This is a genomic window from Pseudoduganella chitinolytica, from assembly GCF_029028125.1.
Lineage (GTDB): Bacteria > Pseudomonadota > Gammaproteobacteria > Burkholderiales > Burkholderiaceae_D > Rugamonas > Rugamonas chitinolytica.
This window is the reverse complement of the sequence record NZ_CP119083.1, coordinates 3,545,993-3,569,823: the sequence shown is the minus strand read 5'-3', so window position 1 is coordinate 3,569,823 and position 23,831 is coordinate 3,545,993. Positions and strand designations below refer to the sequence as shown.

Below are 23,831 nucleotides of genomic sequence, written 5' to 3'. Positions count from 1 at the left end.
TAGATGGTTTCATCTCATTCCAGACCGCCACCATGCCACTGCTGCGCCACCTGTCGATCAAAACCAAGCTGATGCTCAGCATGGGCCTGTGCCTGCTGTTGTTCATCGCCATCTCGTCCACGCTCAGCGTCATGATGAGCAGCGCGCACATCCGCGACCGCGTCGTCAATACGGAGCTGCCGGCGCAGGTCGGCGAAATCCGCAACGACATCCTGCGCCAGATCGCCGAGCCGCTGTCCGTCTCGCGCACCTTGGGCAACGACACGTTCCTGCACGCGTGGCAGGATGCCGGCACGCCGGAAGAGGGCATCGCCGGCTGGAATGTCTACGCGCAGCGCATCAAGGCGTTCACGCATGCCGCCACCGTGTTCTGGGTCGCGGCCGACAGCGGCAAGTACTTCACGGAAGCGGGCTATGACCGCACACTGTCGCAGACGTCGCCGGACGACGGCTGGTTCTATGGCTTCCTGGCGAGCGGCGTACCGTACCGTCTCGACCTGAACAAGAACCCCGGCAACGACAACTTCATGTTGTTCATCAATACCCGCGTGCAGACCGCGGGCGGCAAGCTGGGGGCGGCCGGCCTGGGCCTGTCCGCCGACGCGCTGGCGCAAAGCATTCGCACGTACCGGCTGGGCCAGTCGGGCTTCGTCTACCTCGTCAATGCCGACGGCAATATCCTGATCCACAAGACGGCGGCGCTGTCCGACGGCAAGCATCCATTGCGCGACCAGCCGGGATTCACGCCGGAGCTGACGCAGCAACTGCTCAAGCGCGAGAAGTTCGCCCATGCCCGCTATGACGGCGCGGCTGGCGCCCAGTTCGTCGCATCGTCGTTCATTCCGGAGTTGAACCTGTACGTGATCGCCGAGGTGCCCGAAGCGGAAGTGCTGGGCGACGTAGCGAAGTCGGCAACCGTGTCGGCGTTGACGGCGGCTCTCGTCGGTGGCGGTATCGGCCTCGTGGCCATCTGGTTCATTGCGCGCACCATCGCGGCGCCCGTCATGGGTGCGGCGCGCCTGCTGGAGGAGATCGCCAGCGGCGAAGGCGACCTCAGCCGCAAGATGCCCGTGGCCAGCGAGGACGAGGTCGGTGCGCTGGCCCGTGCCTTCAACCGCTTCGTGTCGTCGCTCGGCGGCACGATCGCCGAGGTGCGCGACAGCACGGCCGTCATCGCGGCGGCCAGCAGCGAGATCGCCAACGGCAATATGGACCTGTCGGGCCGCACGGAAGCGCAGGCCTCCAGCCTGCAGCAGACCGCGGCCGCGATGGAGGAGCTGACGACGACGGTGCGCCAGAACGCCGACAACGCCCTGCAGGCCAACCGCCTGGTCGCCGCCACCGCGCAGTCGGCCGGCAAGGGGGGCGACGTGGTCGCCCAGGTCGTCACGACAATGGCCGACATCTCGGCCAGCTCGCACAAGATCGCCGACATCATTTCCGTCATCGACGGCATCGCGTTCCAGACCAATATCCTGGCACTGAACGCGGCGGTGGAAGCGGCGCGCGCGGGCGAGCAGGGGCGCGGCTTTGCGGTGGTGGCCAGCGAAGTGCGCCAGCTGGCGCAGCGCTCGCACTCGGCGGCAAAGGAGATCCGCGAACTGATCCTCGATTCCGTCAGCCGGGTGGACGCCGGCAGTGCGCTGGCCGACGACGCCGGCGCGGCCATGACGGAGATCGTGCAGTCGGTGCGCGAAGCGGAAGCGCTGATGAAGCAGATCGCGGTGGCCAGCCAGGAGCAGAGCCAGGGCATCGGCCAGGTCAACCAGAGCGTGGCCCAGATGGACGACGCCACCCAGCAGAACGCCGCGCTGGTGGAGCAGGCCGCCGCCGCCGCCGCCTCGCTGCAGGAGCAGGCCGGCAAGCTCGAACAGGTCGTGGCCACCTTCAAGCTGGAGCACTGATCCGGCCGGGCCGGCCATGACTTTCGGCACTGCCGGCCCCCCTCGACCCTCCCTACACTTCCCTTGGTGCCGCAGCGGGCGGCGCCCTATTCAACCAAGGGAAGTCCATGATACGAAACACCACCGGCACACTGTGCCTGGCGGCGCTGCTGGCTGCCTGCGGCGGCGACGATACCCCCTCCCCAATCACGCAAGAGGCGTTCCTGAAAGCCGAGGCCGAGCGGGTGCGTGCCGGCGCCGGGCTGCCGGGCGTGACGGTCCTCGCGGGCGGCGCGGAGCACGCCGACATCGCCAGCAGCGGCATGCGCCGCGTCGGAGCGGATGACCCGCTGCGGACCACCGATGCCGTGCAGGCCGGCTCGCAAACCAAGGCCGTCACCGCCATGCTGCTGGCGCGGCTGGTGGAGCAGGGCCGGCTGCGCTGGGACAGCACGCTGGCCGAACTGTTCCCTGCCTGGCGTGACGAGATGCACCCCGCGCTGCGCAGCGTGACGGTGGCGCAGCTGCTGCGGCACCGGGGCGGCTTCAAGCGCGACCTGGATGATGCGGACGGCGTCGTGCTGCTGCCGCTGGCGACCGGCGACCCGGTGACCGACCGGCCCATCGCGGTGCGCTACCTGCTGCGCCAGGCCCCGCAGCAAACGCCCGGCACGTTCATCTATTCCAATGCCGGCTACATGGTCGCCGGCCTGGTTGCCGAGATGGCCGGCGGCGCCCCATTCGAGACGCTGATGCAGCGCGAAGTGTTCGCGCCGCTGGGTGTCGTGGCGTCGTTCGGTTTTCCGGAGGACGCCGAAGGCAGCCCCATCGCGGGCCACGTGCGGCACGAAGGCGGCTGGCGCCGTGCCGACTATCCCGCCATCGACCGCTACAACATGACCCGCATCGGCGCGGCCGCCGGCGGCATGACGATCGCCATGCCGGAATATGCCAAGCTGCTGCGCGAGCACCTGCGCGGCCTGCGCGGCAACTCGACGTTCCTGCGCAAGGAAACCTGGGAACTGATGCACACGCCAGAAGAGGACTATGGTTTTGGCTGGGGTGTCGTGAACCGGGCTGGCCAGGGCCGCGTCAGCGCCCATGCCGGCAGCGTGGGCAGCTACACGCTGTTCGCCATCCTCGTGCCGGCGCAGGACCGGGCCGTGGCGGTGGCGTGCAATTGCCACGGTCCGGAAGCGGCCGACCAACTGGAACGGCTGGCGCGCCAGCTGGCGCTGGACGACCCCCGCTAACGGAAGAGCCCGTGTCCCACCGCGGGGTCAGGCACCAATGTGGGACACGAACCCGGCCGTTGGCGGGCGGAAGAGCCCGTGTCCCACCGCGGGGTCAGGCACCGCGGTGGGACACGGCCTCGGCCGTTGCACAGCGCCCGCCCATGAAAAAGCCCGGCACTGGGCCGGGCTTGCGGTACTGCGTGGGACGGGGCTTACTGCAGCGTCAGGATGACCTTGACGGTGTCGTCCACGGCCGACTTGTCGATGTAGCCGATGGCTTTCGGATCATCCGCCACGGCTTTCTTGACCTCGGCGTTCGACTTGTATTCCTTCGGTTCCGCGGTGGCCTTGCCGGTAAAGACCAGCTTCGACCAGGCAGCCTTGACCTGGCCGGCGTCCTTGTCCGCCACCTTCTTGTAGAAGTCGTTGCGGATGGCGGAGCCTTCGGCCTGGTCGATCGGCGTGAACATCGTTGATTTGCCGAGGAAGAATTGAGCAGCCTGTTCCGAGAACATGCGGCTGGCCGGGTTCTTGGCACTGACGATCACGACGGTTTCTGCCGCAGCCGGCAGGGCTGCCGCGGTCACGGCGGCAGCGATCAGGGAGACGATGGTTTTTTTCATTGTTTATCCTCAGAAGACGAAATCGACACCCGCGGCCACGACCGTCACGTTCTTGCCCACGCCGGCGGGCTTCACGTCGGTCAGGAAGCCGTTCTTGGCGCCCGGCTTGACGCGGTCAATCTGGAACTTGGCGGCGGCGGACTTGGCGAAGTCCCAGCGCACGCCGATGGTGTCGGTTTTCTGCTCCGAACCGGCCAGCAGGTTGCGCACGCCGGCGTTCAAGGTCGGGATGCGTGCCAGCGCGGCAGGCACCGTCACGGCGGCACCCTTGCCTTCGTAGTTGGCATGGGTGTAGTACGGCAGGATCTTGCCGAAGCGGTAGCCGGCCATCACGTACCAGGCATCGCTCTCGGACAGGTAGACGGGTTCCTTGGCGCGGCGCATGCCGTATTCGCTCTGCACGACGATGTTGTTCCAGTCAGCCAGCAAGCCGACGGACGTGAACGACATGCGCTTGCCTTCTTCGATCGAGATGTCGTTGGCCAGCTGGCGGAAGCCCAGGCTCGTCAGCGTGTTGGTCAGCGAAACGATCGGCTTGACGCCCGGTGCCTTCAGCTTGGCTTCGGCATAGGCAAAACGCAGCGTCACGGGACCGTGTTCGGCGCTGACGGCAACGGCGAAGGCCGGGGCCTGGAAGCGCACTTCGGAACGGTCGGTCGGCACATAGGACTTGCCGCGGGCGATACCGGCGACGGCCTGGGCGGTCACGTTGGTGTCGCCGAAGCTGTGCTGCCAGTTGACGTCGGCGCCATCGAGGTTCTCGATGATGTTCTGGCCGTACATTTCGATCGGCGGACGCATCATCGTGTTGGCGTAGCCCACGTTCTGGTAGTCGGAGATCAGGAAGGCCGGCACCACGACGCGGCCGACGCGCACGGCGACTTCATCGGTGACCTTGTACTTGACGAAGGCCCACGCCAGCTCGGTCGTGAAGCTTTCGCCGGTGGTCTTGCGCGACAGGATCTGCGTGGTGGCGGAGAACTTGTCGTTGAACGTGTACGTACCCTGCAGGCCCAGGTTCGAGTCCAGGCCGAAGGTGTTGGTACCGGCCGTGCCTTCGCGCTGGTTGACGCGGGTGAAGCGCGCGTCTTCGGTATTGCTCTTGGCTGCCGCGACGGTGCCGAAGCCGCTGATCGTCAGGTTCTCGCCGCCCAGGGAGGCTGCAGTGGCTTGCGCGACGCACAGGGCGCCCAGGATGGATGCGACTAACAGTTTTTGTTTCATGCTCGGTGTCCGATCGTAGTATTTGGGTGTTGGGGTAGTGCTGTCGTGGCGCCGCTGCGGAGGTGGGGAAGCGTTTCGACACGATGTCGTGCATGCAGGTGCTACCTTAGTTGATATTGCTGTGGGGTATCAATGAAAAATTCGGAACCGATATATTTAATGAAATCTTCTGTCGTTTTTTGTGAACTTTACAGGGTGAGTGCAGTCGTTTTGACATCGTCCTCAATGAAAAAACCCGGCGCGCGGCCGGGTTTTCATGGGAGATGCGATGACGGTTACTGCAGCGTCAGGATGACCTTGACGGTGTCGTCCACGGCCGACTTGTCGATGTAGCCGATGGCTTTCGGATCGTCCGCCACGGCCTTCTTGACCTCGGCGTTCGACTTGAACTCCTTCGGCTCCGCGGTGGCCTTGCCGGTAAACACCAGCTTGGACCAGATGGCCTTGACCTGGCCAGCGTCCTTGTCCGCGACCTTCTTGTAGAAGTCGTTGCGGATGGCGGAACCTTCGGCCTGGTCGATCGGCGTAAACATCGTCGATTTGCCGAGGAAGAACTGGGCAGCCTGTTCCGAGAACATGCGGCTGGCCGGGTTCTTGGCGCTGACGATGACGACGGTCTCGGCGGCAGCGGGCGGGGCGCTCGCGACGGCGGCGACGGCCAGCAGGGAAATCAGTACTTTTTTCATACGGTCCTGTCCTTAGAATACGAAATCGACACCGGCGGCAACGACGGTCACGCCGTTGTCGCTCTTGACGTTGCGCAGGAAGCCATTGTTGGCACCGGACTTCACGCGATCGATCTGCACTTTCAGCGCGGCCGACTTGGCGAAGTCCCAACGCACGCCGACGATATCGGACGATTGCTCGCCGCCAGCCAGCAGGCCCTGCACTGCGGCGTTCAGCGCGGGAATTCGGCTCAGCGCGGCTGGCGTCTCGACGTTGGAGCCCTTGCCGTGCCACTTGGCGTGCGCATAGTACGGCAGCACCTTGCCGAAGCGGTACCCTGCCATCGTGTACCACGCGTCGCTGTCGGTCAGGTAGACAGGCTCCTTGGCGCTGCGGCGGCCGTATTCGGCTTGCACGACGATATTGTTCCAGTCAGCCAGCACGCCCACGGACGTGAACGCGATGCGCTTGGCTTCCGCCACGGTAATGTCGCGACCCAGCTGGGCGAAGCCGACAGCCGTCACGGTGTTGGTCAGGGCGTTGATCAGATCGGCTTCCGGGGCCTTCAGTTTGGCCTGCACGTGTGCGAAGCGCAGCGTGATCGGGCCGCGTTCGGCGCTGATCGCGAAGCCGGCGGTGCCAGCCTGGTAACGCGGTTCGGATTGATTCGATGAGACCCAGGATTTGCCGCGTGCCACGCCGACCACGGCTTGCGCGGTCACGTTGGTTTCGCCGAAGCTGTGCTGCCAGTTGATGTCGGCGCCATCGGCCGTCTCGATGATGTTCTGGCCGTACATTTCGACGGGCGGACGCATCATCGTATTGGCGTAGCCCACGTTCTGGTAGTCCGAGATCAGGAACGACGGCACCACGACGCGGCCCAGGCGCACGGCGATTTCATCGCTGACCTGGTACTTGACGAACGCCCACGCCAGTTCGGTCGTGAAGCTGTCGCCAGTGGTCTTGCGCGACAGGATCTGGGTGGTGGCCGAGACCTTGTCGTTGAACGTATAGGTCGCCTGCAGGCCCAGGTTGGAATCGAGGCCGATCGTCGTGGTGCCAGCCGTGCCTTCGCGCTGATTGGAGCGGGTGAAGCGCGCATCTTCCGTATTGCTGCGTGCCGCCGCCAGCGTGCCGAAGCCGCTGATGGTCAGGTTGTCGCCGCCCAGGGTGGCAGCTTGGGCATGGGGCAGGCAGGTGGCAGCCAGGACGGCTGCGGCGATCAGTGTGTGTTTCATGTGATATCCGATGGTTGTTCGTTGCGCTGCCGCGCTGCCAGGGCACGCGGCGTCGTGCGAGAACGCTACCTTAACGGAGCATTATGGTGCCTTGCAACAACTATTTCCCACAGGATACAACATAGACACCCTTATGTTGTATTTGTGTGTAATATTCAAACCTGAAATATCAGATATTCGAGTACACCCTCGGCGTCGGGCACTGTCTGCGGGGCGGCGACCCGAAGAGAATGCCTGACACCAGGCACCCGATTCCCGGGCTCATAATGAAAAAGCCCGGCACGAGCCGGGCTTTGGGGCAATGGTTGCCAGCATTACTGCAGCGTCAGGATCACCTTGACGGTATCGTCCACCGACGACTTGTTGATGTAGCCAATGGCTTTCGGATCGGCGGCAACGGCCTTCTTGACGTCGGCATCCGACTTGTATTCCTTCGGCTCGGCAGTCGCCTTGCCCGTGAATACCAGCTTCAGCCAGGCAGCCTTGACCTGGCTGGCTTCCATGTTCGACACTTTCTTGTAGAACTCGGTGCGGATCGCCGAACCTTCGGCCTGGTCGATCGGCGTGAACTGTGCCGATTTGCCCAGGAAGAACTGGGCGGCCTGCTCGGAGAACATCCGGCTGGCGGGATTGCTCGGGCTGACGATGACAACGGTCTCGGCGGCGGCGGGCAGTGCGGCCGCGGCCACGGCAGCCACGAGCAGGGTAGACAGCAATTTTTTCATGGATAACTCCTTCAGACTTTGTCCGCGCCGGCGGAAACGACGGTGACGATTGACGGTGACAATTCACGGTTGGCGGCGCAGCGCGCCTTCGGTTTCTCTACGATAGGCGAGAGCCGGGGGCGCATCAATCAAATCCGGTGAAACGATATTCATAAGAAAACTTAGTGTCGTTTTCCGAGAACTTTCCTGGTTGAAATGGCATGAAACAGGCGAAGCCGCGGGCCCTGGTCGCCGCGTGCGGGAAATGCTGCAGGGATTACAATAGCGCTTCCTTTCATTCGCACGAGAACAACACCATGGCCGTCAATTCCCCCATTCCTGTCGCCGCCGACCTGAAGCCCGTCGCGGGCATCGAGATCGGTTACGCCCAAGCGGGCATCAAGAAGCCGAACCGCAAGGACGTGTTGGTGATGAAACTGGCCGAAGGCGCCACGGTGGCGGGCGTCTTCACGCTGAACCGCTTCTGCGCCGCACCCGTGCAGGTCTCAAAGGACAACCTGGCCGCCGTCAAGGCGGGCGGCAAGCCGATCCGCGCGCTGCTGGTCAACACGGGCAACGCCAACGCCGGTACCGGCGAGGCGGGCCTGGCCAACGCCAAGGCCACCTGCGACGCACTGGCGCGCGAACTGGGCGTGGACGCGCAGCAGATCCTGCCGTTCTCCACCGGCGTCATTCTGGAGCCGCTGCCAGTCGAGAAGATCAAGGCCGGCCTGCCGGCGGCCGTGCAGAACCTGCAGGCGGATAACTGGTTCAACGCCGCCGAAGCCATCATGACGACGGACACGCAGCCGAAAGCCGGCTCGCGCGCGGTGACGATCGCCGGCCACGCCGTCACGCTGACGGGCATCAGCAAGGGCGCCGGCATGATCAAGCCGAACATGGCAACGATGCTGGGCTACCTGGCGTTCGACGCGAAAGTCGCGCAGGGCGTGCTGGACCAGCTGGTGAAGGAAGCGGCCGACCAGTCGTTCAACTGCATCACGATCGACGGCGACACGTCCACCAACGACTCGTTCATGCTGATCGCCACGGGCGCCGGCACGCTGGAAGTAAACTCGTTCGACTCGCCGGCGTACCGCGAGCTGGCCGCCGCCGTGACGGAGCTGTCCGTGTTCCTGGCCCAGGCCATCATCCGCGACGGCGAAGGCGCCACCAAGTTCATCACCATCACCGTCGAAGAGGGCGAGTCGGTCGAGGAATGCCGCAAGATCGCCTATTCGATCGCGCACTCGCCGCTGGTCAAGACGGCGTTCTTCGCCTCCGACCCGAACCTGGGTCGCATCCTGGCCGCCATCGGCTATGCCGGCGTGGAACTGGACGTTTCGAAGATCAACCTGTGGCTGGACGACGTATGGGTGGCCAAGGACGGCGGCCGCAACCCCGACTACAAGGAAGAAGACGGCCAGCGCGTCATGAAGCAGAGCGAGATCGCCGTGCGCGTCAAGCTTTCGCGTGGCGCCGCCCGTGCCACCGTCTACACGTGCGACCTGTCGCACGACTACGTCTCCATCAACGCCGACTACCGATCCTGATGACGTCACTGGAGCAATTCCTCGCCCGCGCCGAGCAGGTGCTGGCGCGGGTCGAGGCGCTGCTGCCGCCGGCCGTGCCGGCGCCGGACTGGCAGGCGGCCAGCGCGTTCCGCTGGCGCAAGCGGGGCAGCGCGGCCGGCTGGCTCCAGCCCGTTGCGCACGCCTCGCGCATCGCGCTGGACGACCTGCACAACGTCTCTGCCCAGAAGGCCCAGATCGAGCAGAACACGCTGCAGTTCGTGCAGGGCCGGCCCGCCAACAACGTGCTGCTGACGGGCGCACGCGGCACCGGCAAGTCCTCGCTGATCAAGGCCTGCCTGAACCGCTTCGCGGCCGACGGCCTGCGCCTGATCGAGGTGGACAAGGCCGACCTGGCCGACCTGCCGGATATCATCGACCTGGTGGCCCGCAGGCCGGAGAAGTTTGTCGTGTTCTGCGACGACCTGTCGTTCGAGGAAGGCGAGAGCGGCTACAAGGCGCTGAAGGTGGCGCTGGACGGCTCGATCACGGCGCAGTCGGACAATGTGCTGATCTATGCCACGTCGAACCGGCGCCACCTGATGCCGGAACGGATGTCCGACAACGCCAGCTACCGCCACGATGAGGACGGCGACCTGCATCCAGGCGAGACGGTGGAGGAGAAGATCTCGCTGTCGGAGCGCTTTGGCCTGTGGCTGTCGTTCTATCCGTTCAAGCAGGACGACTACCTGGACATCGTGGCGCACTGGCTGGCGTCGTTCGGCTGCACGCCGCAGCAGGTCGATGAAGCGCGTGGCGACGCGCTGCGCTGGGCCCTGCAACGGGGCTCGCGTTCGGGCCGCGTGGCATGGCAGTTCGCCCGCGACTACGCCGGGAAGCTGGCATGAGCGCGCCCGCCAAACCGGTCGATGTGGCGGTGGGCATCCTGATGAAGCCGAACGGCGACGTGCTGCTGGGCCAGCGCCCGGCCGGCAAGCCCTACGCGGGCTATTGGGAGTTCCCGGGCGGGAAAGTGGATCCGGGCGAGACGATCCTGGACGCGCTCAAGCGCGAATTCATGGAAGAGCTGGGCATCGAGGTGCTGTCGGCCGAGGAATGGTGCGGCGTCGAACACGTGTACGAACACGCCCACGTACGGCTGCACTTCTTCATCAGCCGCGACTGGCGCGGCGAGCCGCAAAGCCTGGAAGGGCAGGCCTTCGCGTGGCAGGGCGAGGTCAGTGTCGAGCCGCTGCTGCCGGCCACGATTCCGCTGCTGCAGTGGATCGGCCGCGACGGCTAAAACACTGGTCCCTGACACCAGGGGTCTTCCCGGGTTTGGACCCCGGGAATCACAGCGGCAAGCCACTCGCCCATCCCCGCGCCATCCCGGTCACCAGCGCACCCATGTCCTGCCCGGCCGCGCGTGCATCGCGCCGCGCGCATTCTTCTGCATCGGTCATGAACAGGTCGGCGGCGAACTGCCGCGCGCCCAGTGCCTGGGCCTGCGTCTTGGGCGCACGCAGCGGGGTAAAAGCGGCCAGCGCCCCGTCGATGTCGCCCGCGTGCGCTGCCAGGCAACGCGGCAGGTGCCATGCGTCCTCCAGCGCCTGGGCAGCGCCCTGGCCGGAGGTCGGCAGCGACGCGTGCGCCGCGTCGCCCAGCATCAGCACATTGGCGCGGTGCCAGCATGGCACCGGGTCGACGTCGTGCACGGCAATCAGCCGGATATCCGCGCGCGGCGTCTGGCGCAGCAGCGCCGGGATCGGCGCGGGCCAGTCGGCAAAGCGTTGATACAGGTCGTCGAAGGCCGGCAACCGGTCTGGCGCGGGCGCGACCGCGGCCGCAGCCCAGTAGAGCTTGCGCGGCGTGACGGCTACCGCGCCGAAGCGTTCGCCGATGCCCCAGAAATCCTGCACGCCCGGTTCGCTCGCCATGTCGCTGTCCAGCTCCACGGCCCCGACCCAGTTGACGAATCCCTGGAAGCGCGGCTGGTTCTCGCCCAGCACGAACTGCCGGCTGATCGAGTGCTTGCGCCCGTCGGCGCCCAGCAGCAAGTCGGCCTGGATGGTACTGCCGTCGGCGCGTTCCAGCCAGGCATGACCATCGGCACCTGAGCGCAGCGTCATCCCGGCGACGCCGTAGTGGACGGGAACCGCGTGGCGCGCCAGCCAGTCGGCCAGGATGCGCATCAGGTCGCGCCGGAACACGGCATGGCTGGCATACCCCATCTCCCGGTCGAGCATGCCGATGTCGAGCGACTGCAGCAGCTGGCCCTGGCGGTCGAGGCGGCGCATGGCCTGCGGCACGCCACCAATGGCGGCCACGGCCGGGAGCAGGCCCAGCTGGTCGAGGACGAAGCTGGCGTTGGGCCACAGCACCATGCCGCCACCGCCGCCGTACGGGTCGCGGTTGCGCTCATGGACGGTGACGGCGTGGCCGGCTTGCGTCAGCGCGATCGCACTCGCCAACCCGGCGATGCCGGCCCCGATGATGTGGATTTGCACGTGGGTGCGCGATGCCTACTGCTTGTCGTCATCCAGCGGATCGGCGGGCGCGGCCGCCGGGATGGCGTACTTCTCCTCGGCCCAGGCACCCAGGTCGATTTGCTTGCAACGTTCGGAACAGAAGGGACGGAACTTGTTCTTCTCCGTCCACTCCACTTTCTTGCCGCAGGTAGGGCAGTCAACAACGGTAGGCATGGTTCTTGAATCTTAAAAGGCGCAAAGGGTCAGTTCAAAAGGCACGTCTTCTTCCAGCGGCTTCGGTTTCAGGTCGCCGCCCTGGGTGGTGAAGCGGACCCACAGCATGTACTTGTTGGCCGAGATCTCGGGGATGGCGCCCAGCGCGCCGTCGACGGTCAGGCGCAGCATCTGGTACACCTTGCCCTGCAACATCTGCTGGTAGCTGCCCGCGTTGGCGATCATCTTCTTGGCGCCGCCGGAATCGCGCAGCAGGCGCAGCACCAGTGCCAGCGCGTCGAACAGCGGCGCCAGCGGCGTGAACCACGTCATGATGTCGTTGAAGCGTTCCTCGAACGGGCGCTTCTGCCACGCGTAATACGAGGGCAGGTCGAATTCGCAGGCGCCGCCAGGGATGATGGTGCGGCCGCGGATGCTCATCAGCCACTCGTTGTCGCGCACGTTCTGGCCCGTCTTGCCCTGCGCCGCGACGAGGGCGCTGGCGACGGCATCCACCTCGCCCAGCACGGCATCCAGCATTTCCGACTGCACGTTGGGGTTGGAGCGGTAGCCCAGCAAGGTCTGGCGCTGGCGCTCCAGCTCCTGCAGCAGGTCCGACTTCAGGTCGGCCCGGCCCGCCACCTCGAGCATGTCGAAGATCGTGGACAGGGCCACGTGGTGCTGCATCGGATGTTCCTGATGCACGAAGAATTTGAATTTTTCGAACAGATCTTCCAGCCGCAACAACGTGCGAATACGCTCGTTGAAAGGATATTCATAGACGATCAAAGTGAATCCCTCTGTTGGTAGACCTGGAAAGGGAACTCGGCAACGGCGCCCGCCGCGCCTGGCGGCGCAGTGCGGACGGCGCGAAACTGGCGCGCAACTGGCTGCGCTGCGGACAGGCGAGGACGCTCACTTCAGCGTTCCCGAGCTCCCTGAAAGAATTCTCGTGATTCTGAACCATGAGAGGCAAAAATACAAACGTTGTTAATTGTTTCTCGCGTACCGTGCGGCCATTTCGATGTACTGCGCATGCAGCCGGTCCACTTGGGGCGCCAGCGCGGCCAGTTCGCCGCCGTTGTCGACAACGTCGTCCGCCGCCGCCAGCCGCACCTGCCGCGGCACCTGGGCGGCCATGATGGCCTGGACCTGCGTCGCGGGCAGGCCGTTGCGCTGCATGACGCGCGCCAGCTGCAGTTCCTCGGGCAATCGACGACCAGCACGCGCTGCAGGCGCGACTGCCATGTGCCCGACTCGACCAGCAGGGGAATGTCGAAGATGACGTAGGGCGCCGTGCCCAGCAGGCTGGCCGCGTAGACGGCGTCGCGGATCATCGGGTGCAGGATGCCTTCCAGCCGGGCCTTGGCGGCCGGGTCGGAAAACACCAGCGCGCGCATCTTCGCGCGGTCCAGCGCGCCATCCGCAGCGGCGCACCCGGCGCCGAATGCGGCCAGCACGGCGGGCATCGCGGCGCCGCCCGCGACCGTCAGGCCGCGCGCGATCTGGTCGGTGTCGACAATGTCGATGCCGCGCTCGGCGAACAGGCGCGCGACGACGCTCTTGCCGCTGCCGATCCCCCCGGTGAGGCCGACGGTGAGGCGCGCGTTCACGCGCCACCGCCCAGGAGGCGGGTGGTGGCGCCGGCGATCGGGCCGCCGAACAGCAGCGCGATCATGCCGGCCGCCGCCAGGTAGGGGCCGAACGGAATGGGATTGCCGCGGCCGTGCCGCGCGAACACGATCAGGCCGATGCCCACCAGCGCGCCGACGATGGACGACAGCAGGATGATCGTCGGCAGCATGGTCCAGCCCAGCCAGGCGCCCAGCGCCGCCAGGAGCTTGAAGTCGCCATAGCCCATGCCCTCCTTGCCGGTGGCCAGCTTGAACAGCCAGTACACGGTCCACAGCACCAGGTAGCCCGCCGCCGCGCCGATCACGGCATCCTGCAGCGGCACGAAGGTGCCGTCCAGGTTAACGAGCAGGCCGGCCCACAGGAGGGGAAACGTGAGGTCGTCCGGCAGCAGCTGGGTGTCGGCATCGATGAACGTCAGCGCGATCAGGAGGTAGGCAAACAGCAAGGCGGCCAGGCCCATGGCGCCGCTGCCGAACTGCCATACCAGCAGCGCGGACAAGGCGCCCGTGAAGGCCTCGACCAGTGGATAGCGCGCCGAAATGCGGGCCTTGCACTGGCTGCACTTGCCGCGCAGCGCCAGCCAGCTGATGACGGGGACGTTTTCCATGGCCGTGATCCGATGGCCGCAGTGCGGGCACGCGGAGCGTGGCAGCACCAGGTCGAAGCGGTCCGTGTGCGGCAGCGGCTGGCCCGATTCGGCCGCCACGTAGTTGTCCGACTCGCGTTTCATCATGACGGGAATGCGGTAGATGACGACGTTCAGGAAGCTGCCGATCAGGAGGCCGAAGATGGCGGCGAGGAGGGCGGCGCCTGGCGTGGCGGGTGGGGCGAAGAGGTAGAGGTCGTGGAGCATGGGTGGTAGTTGGTCTGTAAGTCGCGCGCCACTTGCGCAAGCATTGACCCAGGACCAGGGACTGGGGTCCGACCCGTCGGGTCTGACCCCGGCACTCAGCCTTTGGGTTGGCGCAGGCCAAAGGCCCGCTGCCGAAACCGAAGCTTACACCACAGAGCCCAGCTTGAAGATCGGCAGGTACATCGCCACCACCAGGCCGCCGATCAGGACGCCCAGGATGACCATGATGGCCGGCTCCATCAAGGAGGACAGCGACGCGACCGCCTCGTCCACTTCGTCCTCGTAGAAGTCGGCGACCTTGCCCAGCATGGCGTCCAGCGCACCGGACTCCTCGCCGATCGACACCATCTGCGTCACCATGTTCGGGAACACCTCGGCGTTCTGCATGGCCACCGTCAGGCTGGTGCCCGTCGAGACTTCCTTCTGGATCCTGAAGGTGGCGTCCAGGTAGACGGCGTTGCCGGCCGCGCCGCCGACCGAATCGAGCGCTTCCACCAGCGGCACGCCGGCCGCGAACATCGTCGACAGCGTGCGGGTCCAGCGCGCCACGGTGGCCTTGCGGATCACGTCGCCGAACACGGGCACGCGCAGCAGCAGCCGGTCCATCGCCTGCTGCATCGCCAGCGAGCGTTTCCAGGACTGGAAGAAGAAGTAGATCGCCGCAGACAGCCCACCGAAGATCGCATACCAGTAGCTGACGAAGAATTCCGACATCGCCATCACGAACAGCGTGGGGGCGGGGAGGTCGGCGCCGAAGCTGGTGAAGACTTCCTTGAACGCGGGCACCACCCAGATCATGATGACGGCCGTGACGATGAACGCCACCGCCAGGATCGCCACCGGATACGTCAGCGCCGACTTGATCTTGGCCTTCATGGCCAGCGTCTTTTCCTTGTAGATCGCCAGGCGCGTCAGCAGGTCTTCCAGGATGCCGGCCTGTTCGCCGGCGCCCACCAGGTTGCAGAACAGCGGATCGAAATACAGCGGGAACTTGCGGAAGGCCTGGTTCAGGCTCGTGCCCGTCTCGATATCGGCGCGCAGGTCCATGATCAGCTTCGACACGGACGGGTTGGCGTGGCCCTTGCCGACGATGTCGAACGCCTGCAGCAGCGGCACGCCGGCCTTCATCATCGTCGCCAGCTGGCGGGTGAAGAGGGTGATGTCCTTGTCCGTCACCTTGCGGCCGGACCGGTACACCTTCTTCTTCACCTTCGTGACCATGATGCCCTGGCGCCGCAGGGTGACGTTGACGACGGCCTCGCCGCCGGCGCGCAGCTCGCCCCGCACCGTCTTGCCTGTCTTGTCCTTGCCTTCCCATGCGAAGACGGATTCCTTCACCTGGTTGCCGCCGCGTGCCATCTCTCGTGCCATCATTCGCTTCCTATTCGTTGGTACAGCCCAGCACTTCTTCCAGGCTGGTGAGGCCCGCCTTGACCTTCACGAGGCCGGACTGGCGCAGCGACTTCACGCCCTCGCTTTCCGACTGCGCGGCGATCTGCATCGCATTGCCGTGCGCCAGGATCAGCGCCTCGATGGCCGGCGTGATCGGCATGATCTGGTAGATGCCCACCCGGCCCTTGTAGCCGGTGCCGTTGCAGCGCTCGCAGCCCACCGGGCCGTACGGCTTCCAGCTGCCGTCCAGGTCATGCGCCTTGAAGCCGGCCCGCCGCAGCAGGTCGTTCGAGATGTCCACCGGCTGCTTGCACGTGCACAGGCGGCGCGCCAGGCGCTGCGCCGTGATCAACACGATCGACGATGCGATATTGAACGGCGCCACGCCCATGTTCATCAGGCGCGTGAGGGTGGACGGCGCGTCGTTCGTGTGCAAGGTAGAGAACACCATGTGGCCCGTCTGCGCCGCCTTGATGGCGATGTCGGCCGTCTCCAGGTCGCGGATCTCGCCCACCATGATGATGTCCGGGTCCTGGCGCAGGAAGGACTTCAGCGCGACGGGGAAGGTCAGCCCCGCCTTGTCGTTGACGTTGACCTGGTTCACGCCGGGCAGGTTGATCTCGGCCGGGTCTTCCGCCGTCGAGATATTGATGCCGGGCTTGTTGAGGATGTTCAGGCACGTGTACAGCGACACGGTCTTGCCGGAGCCCGTCGGCCCCGTCACCAGCACCATGCCATAGGGCCGGGCGATGGCGTCCAGCAGCAGCGCCTTCTGGTCCGGATCGTAGCCCAGCGCGTCGATGCCCATCTGGGCCTGCGTCGCGTCCAGGATCCGCATCACGGTCTTCTCGCCGAACAGCGTCGGCAGGGTCGAGATGCGCAGGTCGATGGTCTTCGTGGGCGAGACGATCAGGCGCATGCGGCCGTCCTGCGGCACGCGTTTTTCCGAGATGTCCAGGCGCGCCAGCACCTTGATGCGCGAGACCAGCTTGTCCTTGATGGCGATGGGCGGCTGCGCATGCTCGATCAGTACGCCGTCGACACGGAAGCGGATGCGGTAGAACTTCTCGAACGGTTCGAAGTGCAGGTCGGAGGCGCCCATGTTGACGGCGTCCATCAGCATCTTGTTCAGGAAGCGCACGATGGGCGCGTCCTCGACGTCGGTCGCCGGCGCTTCCGCCACGGACGTCGATTCCTGTTCCTCGGCGAACTGGATCTCGCCTTCGTCGCCGGCCAGCTCGCCCATCAGCTGTTCGCTGCTCTTGCCCAGTTCCTGCAGCAGGCGCACCAGTGCGTCGTGCGGCACGATGACGGGTTCCACCGACGACTCGGTCTGGAACTTGATCTGGTCCAGCGCCTGCGTGTTGGTGGGGTCGGAGATCGCCACCGACATCTTGTTGCCGCGCTTGGCCAGCGCCACCACGCGCTGGCTCTGCATCAGCTTCTGGTCGATCAGCTTGACGGGCAGCGCGGCCGGTGCGAACGCCTGCAGGTCCAGCATCGGATAAGCGAACGTCTCGGCACAGAACAGCGCCAGGTCGCGCGCGTTGACGATGCCGCTGGCCAGCAGCACGTCGATGAACGGGAGCTTGTCGGCGTGGGATTTCTTTTGCAGCGCGTCCGCCTGCGGGGGCGTGAGCCGCCCTGCCTGCATCAAGGCACGTGCCAGGCCCGACATGGAAGCGCCTGTCGCCGTGTGGGGTTGGACTGCTGCCATAGGGACACTAATGCCGAAACTACATTGATGAAAGGGACCGCCAGATCAAACGATGATGCCCTGTGGCATCATTTTTGTAAAGCGTTGGCGGTCGGTTTACGGCTCAATGCTGTCGCAATTTGACGACTTTGATCGACTGATTTTGCACCTGAACAACCTCTATGATGCAATTGCCAATGCGCACGCTGATCGGCGCATCGGGGATGTCCTGCAGCCATTCCAGCAGCAGGCCATTCAGGGTTTTCGGTCCATCGGTAGGGAAGTTTAATCCCAGTCGCTTGTTGACGTCGCGCAGCGCTGTCGTGCCTTCCAGCAGGCATTCGCCGCGGCTGTCCCAGCCGAAGGTGTCGGCCCGCGCCGCGCTGGGCGTGGACGTGGTGAATTCGCCGATCATCTCCTCGATGATGTCGTCCAGCGTCACCAGGCCCTGCACCTCGCCGTACTCGTCGACGATGATGGCCAGGCGCTCGCGGTTCTCCTGGAAGTTCTGCAGCTGCGCGAACACGGCCGTGTCCTGCGGAATGAAGTACGGCTCGGCCAGCAGGGCACGGAAGTGCTCGACCGTCAGCTCGTCCTCTTCGTTCAGCAGGGCGACGGCCTTGCGCACGTGCAGGATGCCAACGATCTGGTTGATCTCGCCGTTGTAGACGGGCAGCTTGTTGTGATAGCACGTCGTCAGCTGCTCCTTGATCTCCTCCACGGGCACGGCCAGGTTCAGCGCCTCGATCTGGGACCGGGGCGTCATCACGTCCTCGACGGAAATGGTGTCCAGGTCGAACAGGTTGAGGAGGATGCTCTTGTGCTTTTGCGGAATGAAGTTGCCGCTTTCCAGCAGCAGGGAACGCAGCTCTTCCGACGACAATCCCGCCTCGTGCGGATTGGGCGCCGGCTTGACGCGGAACAGCCGCAGCAGGGTGGCGACAAACAGGTTGACGAACCAGATCAGCGGGCGCGCGGCGCGCAGCAGCGGGCGCAGGATGAAGCTGGCCGGCAGCACGATCTGGTCCGCATAGCGCGCGCCGATGACCTTCGGCGAGATCTCCGCCAGCACGATCAGCGTGAACACGACGACACCCGTCGAGATCAGGATGACGTGCTCCTCCAGGCCGAACGCATTGATGGCGATGGCCGTGACGAGGGCGATGGCCATCGCGTTCAGCAGCGTGTTGGCGATCAGGACAAGGGACAGGAGCTGTTCGGTACGCTCCAGCAGCCACAGGGTGGCGATGGCGCGGTTACTGCCGCGTTTTGCCTCGTGGCGCAAACGGAAACGGCTGGCCGCCATCAGGGCGGTTTCGGCCATGGCAAAGAAGGCCGACAGGAAGATCAGGCAGGCGAGTGCAAGGATTTGCACCCATAAGGGAATGTTGTCCAAAGTGTGGGAAGAGGTACGCGGTGGTGGCCGCAGAGCACCCGATTCTACGGGAACGCCCGACCCGGTGCAAGCAAAGCACCCACCCCCAAATCGGGGACAGCCTCCAATTCCCGCATCGCAAAATCGCGCAAATTAAGGACAGCCTCCAATTCCTAAATTGGGGACAGCCTCCGAATTCGCGGTTTTAAATGGAGGCTGTCACCATTTCCCAAATGGAGGCTGTCCCCATTTCCGCGCAAATGGAGGCTGTCCCCATTTCGACTAAAAAGGAGGCTGTCCCCAATTGGCTGTGGTTCCGCTATCATTGTCGGATCGACATGACGGGGGAATGGCATGCGCAATTGGCTGGCGGGAGTGGCGTTGGTGGTCATGGGCGGAGCACATGCGGCGGCACCCGATGCCGCGTTGCTGGCCAAGGCCGAGCAGCACAAGGCGCCGGCGCTGGCGCTGCTGCAAAAACTCGTGGACATCGATTCCGGTACCTTCAGCGCCAAGGGGCTCGATGCCGTGGGTGCCGTGGCTGCGGCCGAGCTGACGCGGCTGGGCTTTCGCGTCCAGACGTTTGCCGCCACGCCGGCGCTGTCCAACAATATCGTCGCCACCCTCGATGGCACGGGCCGTGGCCGCATCCTGCTTGTCGCCCACATGGACACCGTGTTCGGCGACGGCACCGCCAAGGCGCACCCGTTCCGCATCGACGGCAAGCGCGCCTACGGCCCCGGCATCATGGACGACAAGGGCGGCATCGTCATCGGCATCCACGCCCTGGCCGCGCTGCGCGAGCAGGGCTTCGACGACTTCAAGCGCATCACGGTGCTGTTGAACACCAACGAGGAAACGGGCTCGCACGGCTCGCGTGCGCTGATCGAACGGGTGGCGAAGGAGCACGACGTCGTGTTCAACCTGGAGCCGGGCCGGCCGGCGGACGGCCTGGTCGTCTCGCGCAAGGGCAGCGGCGACATCGAGCTGGCCGTGCACGGCAAGGCCTCGCACGCGGGCGTGGCGCCGAAGCAGGGCGTCAACGCGGCGCTGGAAGCGGCGCACCAGCTGGTGCAACTGTCGCAGTTGGGCGACGAGGCGAAACAGACCACCGTCAACTGGACCGTCGTCCAGGGCGGGGAGCGCAGCAACGTGATACCCGACCGCGCGACGGCCCAGGCGGACGTGCGGGTGATGCAGCCCGAGGAATTCGACCGCGTCGAGCGCGACATGCGCCGCCTCGCCGCGCGCCAGCTGGTACCGGAAGCGCGGGTGGAGATCGCCCTGAAACGCAGCTTCCCGCCGATGCCGCCCAGCCCGACGACGGATGCGCTGGCGCGCACGGCGTCAGCCATCTACGCGGAGCTGGGCCGCAAGCTGACCCTGGAAAGCTCGGGCGGCGCGGCCGATTCCAGCCTCGTGTTCGCGGCGGGCGTGCCCACCATCGACGGCCTGGGCATCGTTGGCGGCGGCATCCACACGGCGGAAGAATATGCGGAAGTGGACAGCATCGCACCCCGCATCTACCTGCTGGCGCGGCTGATCCGGCAGTTCGGCAAGGACCCTCAGCTGCCCCGGTAGGTGGCATAGGACCAGGGCGAAACGACCAGCGGCACGTGGTAGTTCTGGTCCGCGTGGGCGATACCGAAGGCGATCGTGACGACGTCGATGAAGCGGGGCGACGGCAGCTCGACGCCGGCCTGGGCGAAATAGTCGCCCGCATGGAAGGCCAGCTCGTACTGGCCGGGGTGCAGCGCGTCGCCCTCCAGCAGCGGCGTGCCGCAGCGGCCGTCGGCGTTCGTCACCTCCGTCTTCAGCAGCTGGCGGCTGCCGGCCTGGATGGCGTACAGCTGGACGGTGACGCCGGCGCCGGGGCGGCCATGGGCCGTGTCGAGGACGTGCGTGGTCAGTTTTCCCATATCGATTCCTGGATGTGATTATTCATCGGATCATATACTGTTGTGCGCTGGACAATATATCGTTGCGCTTATGGAGATAAAGCAGAAAACATGATGACGAGATTACTGACTGCGGGAGTGCTGGGCGCGCTGTGCGCCGCCACGGCGACAGCGGCGGCCTCCCTGGCGGCGCCGACGGTCGTGACGGTCGAAGGCGGCGCCATCGAAGGCGCCTATGCCGAAGGCGTGCGCACGTTCAAGGGCGTGCCGTTCGCCGCCCCGCCGGTGGGCCCCCTGCGCTGGAAGACGCCGCAGCCGGTGCAGCCGTGGAACGGCGTGCGTCCCGCCAAGGACTTCGGGGCCCGCCCGATGCAGCTGGCGCTGTTTTCCGACATGGTATTCCGCTCGCCGCGCATCGACGAGGACTGCCTGTACCTGAACGTCTGGACCCCGCCCGTGATGGACGGGAAGAAGCTGCCCGTGCTGGTCTACTTCCACGGCGGCGGCCTGGCCGCGGGCGACGGTTCCGAGCCCCGCTACGACGGTGCCGCGATGGCGCGCCAGGGCATCGTCGCGCTGACCGTCAACTACCGCCTGGGCGTGTTCGGCTTCCTGGCGCATCCGGAGCTCTCGGCCGAGGGCCCCACGCGTGCCTCCGGCAACTACGGCCTGATGGACCAGGCGGCCGCGCTGCGCTGGGTCCAGCGCAATATCGCCGCGTTCGGCGGCGACCCGGCGCAGGTGACGATCGCCGGCGAATCGGCCGGCTCGTATTCCGTCAGCGCGCAGATGATCAACCCCCAGGCGCGCGGACTGTTTGCGCGGGCCATCGGCGAAAGCGGCTCCGTGCTGGGCATGAAGACGCCGACGCTCGCCGAGGCCGAGCAGCAGGGCATGGCCTTCGCGACGGCAGCGGGCGCGGCGTCGCTGGCGGAACTGCGCGCGCTGCCCGCGGCACAACTGCTGGAGGCAGCCGGACGTCCAGGCACGCCCTGGTTCTCGATCGTGGCCGACGGCGTCGTCATCGACCGTCCGCCAATCGAATCCTACCGGCGCCGCCTGCACGCCAAGGTGCCGCTGCTGGCGGGCTGGAACTCGCAGGAGATGCATGCCGGCGCACTGCTGGGGCAGGCGCCCGCGACAAAGGAGAGCTTTGCGGCCGTGCTGGAAAAGCTGTACGGCGAGCAGGCGCGCGAGGCGGCCCGGGCGTATGACTACGACGTGCAGGAGGCCGCCCGCGACCTCGCCAGCGACCGCTGGATTGTCTACGGCACGTGGAAGTGGATGGACCTGCATCGCACCCATGCGCCGACTTACCGTTATTACTTCACGCGGCCGCGGCCCGGCGCGGACGGCGGCGCCGTCCACTCCGGCGAGATCGAGTACGCGCTGGGCAACCTGGACGGCAACAAGGTGTACCGCTGGACCGACGAAGACCGGCGCGCGTCCGCGACGATGCAGGCCTACTTCGCCAACTTCATCCGCACCGGCAACCCGAACGGCGCCGGGCTGCCCCACTGGCCGACCGTCGACCACCCCGCGCCGAACGTCATGCGCATCGACGTGACGTCGGGCGCCTTCAACCCGCGCGACCGCGAGCGCTTCGAATTCCAGGACAGCCAGCATCATGAATAAAGACTACCCCCGCGACCTGGTCGGCTACGGCCGCGACGTCCCCCATGCCAACTGGCCGAACGGCGCCCGCGTCGCGCTGCAGTTCGTGCTGAACTACGAGGAGGGCGGCGAGAACAATGTGCTGCACGGCGATCCCGCTTCGGAGACCTTCCTGTCCGAGATCATCGGCGCGGCCGCGTTCCCGGCACGCCACATGAGCATGGAGTCGATTTACGAATACGGCTCGCGCGCGGGCCTGTGGCGCCTGCTGCGCATGTTCGAGCAACGCCGGCTGCCGCTGACGGTATTCGGCGTGTCGATGGCCCTGCAGCGCCATCCGGAAGCCGTGGCCGCGTTCCAGGAACTGGGTCACGAGATCGCCTGCCATGGCCTGCGCTGGATCTCGTACCAGAATATGGACGAAGCCACCGAGCGCGCCCACATGAAGGAAGCGGTGGACATCCTCCGCGACCTGACGGGCAGCGCGCCGCTGGGCTGGTACACGGGGCGCGATTCGCCCAACACGCGCCGGCTCGTCGTCGAACACGGCGGCTTCCGCTACGACGCCGACTACTACGGCGACGACCTGCCGTTCTGGCAGCAGGTCGAGCACACGGGCGCGGACGGCCAGCCGGCCGTGACGCCGCAGCTGATCGTGCCGTATACGCTGGACACCAACGACATGCGCTTCGCGGCCATGCAGGGTTTCAATAGCGGCACGCAGTTCTTCGACTACCTGAAGGACGCGTTCGACGTGCTGTACGCGGAGGGCGACCCGAATGGCTTGAACCGGCCGAAGATGCTGTCGATCGGCCTGCACTGCCGCCTGGTCGGCCGGCCCGCACGCGCCGCGGCGCTGGCGCGCTTCCTCGATTACGTGCAGGGCCATCCCGACGTCTGGATCGCGCGCCGTATCGACATCGCCGAGCACTGGCACACGCACCACCCGTTCGGCGGCGCCTGAGGTGACCTGAGGTGACGGTCGCCACGCAGCTGATCGGCAACTGGCTGCGGGCCCGTTCGATCTGCCACGGCCTGCCGGCGCCTGTGCCGGATCGCGGCGGCTGGCGGCTCGATACGGCGCGGCCGGGCGAGCTGCGGCGCCACGTTTTTGGTGCCCCTTGTGACGGCTTGCGCGAGCTGGGCGCGACCGTCGAGATGCCGCAGGTGTTCCTGAAGCTGTGCGGCAGCGGCGCCGAGCTGCTGGCGCTGCTGCCACCGCGCTGGCGCCTGGACGAACCGCGCTACGTGATGGTGGCCGGCGACTGGCCGGCCGCCGTGGCGCTGGCGCCGGGGTACACGCTGCGCCTGACCCGCGCGGGCGCCGTCACGACCGTCCGCATCATGAGCGCCGACGGTGCCGTGGCGGCCACCGGTCATGCGGCCGAGTGGGCCGGCGTGTTCGTCTACGACCGCATCGAGACGGCGCCGGCACACCGGCGCCGCGGGCTGGGTGCCGGGGTGATGCATGCGCTGCGCCAGGCGCGGCTCGATCGCGCCGCCGTCGAGATACTGGTGGCAACAAAGGCCGGGCAGGCGTTGTACCGGTCGCTGGGGTGGGACACGATCTCCGATTACTCGACGGCGTTCGTGGCGGTGTGAG

At 66.1% G+C, this 23,831-nt stretch carries 22 protein-coding genes and 1 pseudogene; 9 read left to right on the top strand and 14 right to left on the bottom strand.

Annotated elements, in window-relative coordinates; translation table 11 throughout:
* Nucleotides 1-32: 32 nt before the first annotated feature.
* Nucleotides 33-1,904, top strand: coding sequence for a methyl-accepting chemotaxis protein (locus tag PX653_RS15695; protein WP_277413707.1), 1,872 nt, complete (start codon nt 33-35; stop codon nt 1,902-1,904).
* 107 nt (nt 1,905-2,011) lie between these two features.
* Complete coding sequence (locus tag PX653_RS15690; RefSeq protein WP_277413706.1) at nt 2,012-3,136, top strand: serine hydrolase domain-containing protein; 1,125 nt, start codon at nt 2,012-2,014, stop codon at nt 3,134-3,136.
* Between the two features lie 194 nt (nt 3,137-3,330).
* On the opposite strand, the gene PX653_RS15685 is transcribed toward PX653_RS15690, so the two are convergent.
* The 5 genes from PX653_RS15685 to PX653_RS15665 form a co-directional block, all read right to left on the bottom strand.
* Complete coding sequence (locus tag PX653_RS15685) at nt 3,331-3,741, bottom strand: type 2 periplasmic-binding domain-containing protein (protein ID WP_277413705.1); 411 nt, start codon at nt 3,739-3,741, stop codon at nt 3,331-3,333.
* Nucleotides 3,742-3,750: 9 nt separating this feature from the next.
* Nucleotides 3,751-4,965, bottom strand: a complete 1,215-nt coding sequence (locus PX653_RS15680; protein WP_277413704.1) for a porin — start codon at nt 4,963-4,965, stop codon at nt 3,751-3,753.
* 275 nt (nt 4,966-5,240) lie between these two features.
* Entirely contained in the window at nt 5,241-5,651 is a 411-nt protein-coding gene (locus tag PX653_RS15675) for a type 2 periplasmic-binding domain-containing protein (protein WP_277413703.1), read from the bottom strand.
* A 12-nt stretch (nt 5,652-5,663) separates the two neighbouring features.
* Nucleotides 5,664-6,869, bottom strand: coding sequence for a porin (locus PX653_RS15670; protein WP_277413702.1), 1,206 nt, complete (start codon nt 6,867-6,869; stop codon nt 5,664-5,666).
* Nucleotides 6,870-7,183: 314 nt separating this feature from the next.
* A complete protein-coding gene (locus tag PX653_RS15665) occupies nt 7,184-7,594 on the bottom strand; it encodes a type 2 periplasmic-binding domain-containing protein (protein WP_277413701.1) in 411 nt (136 codons plus the stop codon).
* Between the two features lie 296 nt (nt 7,595-7,890).
* Between PX653_RS15665 and argJ the strand changes: the two genes are divergently transcribed.
* The 3 genes from argJ to PX653_RS15650 are packed head-to-tail and all read left to right on the top strand — an operon-like array spanning nt 7,891 to nt 10,387.
* Nucleotides 7,891-9,126, top strand: a complete 1,236-nt coding sequence (gene argJ / locus PX653_RS15660; protein ID WP_277413700.1) for a bifunctional glutamate N-acetyltransferase/amino-acid acetyltransferase ArgJ — start codon at nt 7,891-7,893, stop codon at nt 9,124-9,126.
* On the top strand, nt 9,126-9,992 hold the full coding sequence (locus PX653_RS15655) for an ATP-binding protein (RefSeq protein ID WP_277413699.1): 867 nt from the start codon (nt 9,126-9,128) through the stop codon (nt 9,990-9,992). Before argJ ends, PX653_RS15655 begins: the two co-directional genes overlap by 1 nt.
* Nucleotides 9,989-10,387: an NUDIX domain-containing protein gene (locus PX653_RS15650; RefSeq protein WP_277413698.1), complete on the top strand. Its 399-nt coding sequence runs from the start codon at nt 9,989-9,991 to the stop codon at nt 10,385-10,387. Before PX653_RS15655 ends, PX653_RS15650 begins: the two co-directional genes overlap by 4 nt.
* Nucleotides 10,388-10,436: 49 nt before the next feature.
* Here the strand turns inward: PX653_RS15650 and PX653_RS15645 are convergent, their stop codons facing one another.
* The 8 genes and pseudogenes from PX653_RS15645 to PX653_RS15610 all read right to left on the bottom strand — a co-directional run bounded on the left by PX653_RS15645 (nt 10,437) and on the right by PX653_RS15610 (nt 18,737).
* On the bottom strand, nt 10,437-11,591 hold the full coding sequence (locus tag PX653_RS15645) for an FAD-dependent monooxygenase (protein ID WP_277413697.1): 1,155 nt from the start codon (nt 11,589-11,591) through the stop codon (nt 10,437-10,439).
* A 15-nt stretch (nt 11,592-11,606) separates the two neighbouring features.
* Entirely contained in the window at nt 11,607-11,786 is a 180-nt protein-coding gene (gene yacG, locus PX653_RS15640; RefSeq protein WP_277413696.1) for a DNA gyrase inhibitor YacG, read from the bottom strand.
* A gap of 12 nt (nt 11,787-11,798) precedes the next feature.
* Entirely contained in the window at nt 11,799-12,554 is a 756-nt protein-coding gene (gene zapD, locus PX653_RS15635) for a cell division protein ZapD (RefSeq protein WP_277413695.1), read from the bottom strand.
* Between the two features lie 201 nt (nt 12,555-12,755).
* Nucleotides 12,756-13,378 (bottom strand): annotated as a pseudogene (gene coaE, locus PX653_RS15630) (dephospho-CoA kinase).
* Nucleotides 13,375-14,253 carry a prepilin peptidase gene (locus PX653_RS15625; protein ID WP_277413694.1) on the bottom strand — a complete coding sequence of 293 codons (879 nt, stop codon included), beginning with the start codon at nt 14,251-14,253 and terminating at the stop codon, nt 13,375-13,377. The pseudogene coaE and the gene PX653_RS15625 overlap by 4 nt, the downstream one beginning before the upstream one ends.
* Nucleotides 14,254-14,397: 144 nt before the next feature.
* Nucleotides 14,398-15,624: a type II secretion system F family protein gene (locus tag PX653_RS15620; RefSeq protein WP_277413693.1), complete on the bottom strand. Its 1,227-nt coding sequence runs from the start codon at nt 15,622-15,624 to the stop codon at nt 14,398-14,400.
* Nucleotides 15,625-15,634: 10 nt separating this feature from the next.
* Nucleotides 15,635-17,323 (bottom strand): type IV-A pilus assembly ATPase PilB, encoded by a 1,689-nt coding sequence (gene pilB / locus PX653_RS15615; RefSeq protein ID WP_277413692.1) that lies wholly within the window; start codon nt 17,321-17,323, stop codon nt 15,635-15,637.
* A gap of 142 nt (nt 17,324-17,465) precedes the next feature.
* Nucleotides 17,466-18,737 (bottom strand): HlyC/CorC family transporter, encoded by a 1,272-nt coding sequence (locus tag PX653_RS15610; RefSeq protein WP_277413691.1) that lies wholly within the window; start codon nt 18,735-18,737, stop codon nt 17,466-17,468.
* A 333-nt stretch (nt 18,738-19,070) separates the two neighbouring features.
* Here PX653_RS15610 and PX653_RS15605 point away from each other — a divergent pair, with 333 nt between their 5' ends.
* Nucleotides 19,071-20,297, top strand: coding sequence for a glutamate carboxypeptidase (locus tag PX653_RS15605; protein WP_277413690.1), 1,227 nt, complete (start codon nt 19,071-19,073; stop codon nt 20,295-20,297).
* On the opposite strand, the gene uraH is transcribed toward PX653_RS15605, so the two are convergent.
* Nucleotides 20,282-20,635 carry a hydroxyisourate hydrolase gene (uraH, locus tag PX653_RS15600; RefSeq protein ID WP_277413689.1) on the bottom strand — a complete coding sequence of 118 codons (354 nt, stop codon included), beginning with the start codon at nt 20,633-20,635 and terminating at the stop codon, nt 20,282-20,284. The two genes, PX653_RS15605 and uraH, sit on opposite strands and share 16 nt — an antisense overlap.
* 90 nt (nt 20,636-20,725) lie before the next feature.
* On the opposite strand from uraH, the gene PX653_RS15595 reads away from it, so the two are divergent.
* From PX653_RS15595 to PX653_RS15585, 3 genes are read left to right on the top strand one after another with little or no spacing between them, the layout of a single operon-like run.
* Complete coding sequence (locus PX653_RS15595) at nt 20,726-22,249, top strand: carboxylesterase/lipase family protein (RefSeq protein WP_277413688.1); 1,524 nt, start codon at nt 20,726-20,728, stop codon at nt 22,247-22,249.
* The gene (gene puuE, locus PX653_RS15590) at nt 22,242-23,192 is read left to right on the top strand and encodes an allantoinase PuuE (RefSeq protein WP_277413687.1); all 951 of its coding nucleotides are present in this window, start codon (nt 22,242-22,244) and stop codon (nt 23,190-23,192) included. Before PX653_RS15595 ends, puuE begins: the two co-directional genes overlap by 8 nt.
* A gap of 11 nt (nt 23,193-23,203) precedes the next feature.
* Nucleotides 23,204-23,830 carry a GNAT family N-acetyltransferase gene (locus tag PX653_RS15585; RefSeq protein ID WP_277413686.1) on the top strand — a complete coding sequence of 209 codons (627 nt, stop codon included), beginning with the start codon at nt 23,204-23,206 and terminating at the stop codon, nt 23,828-23,830.
* Nucleotide 23,831: the final 1 nt, after the last annotated feature.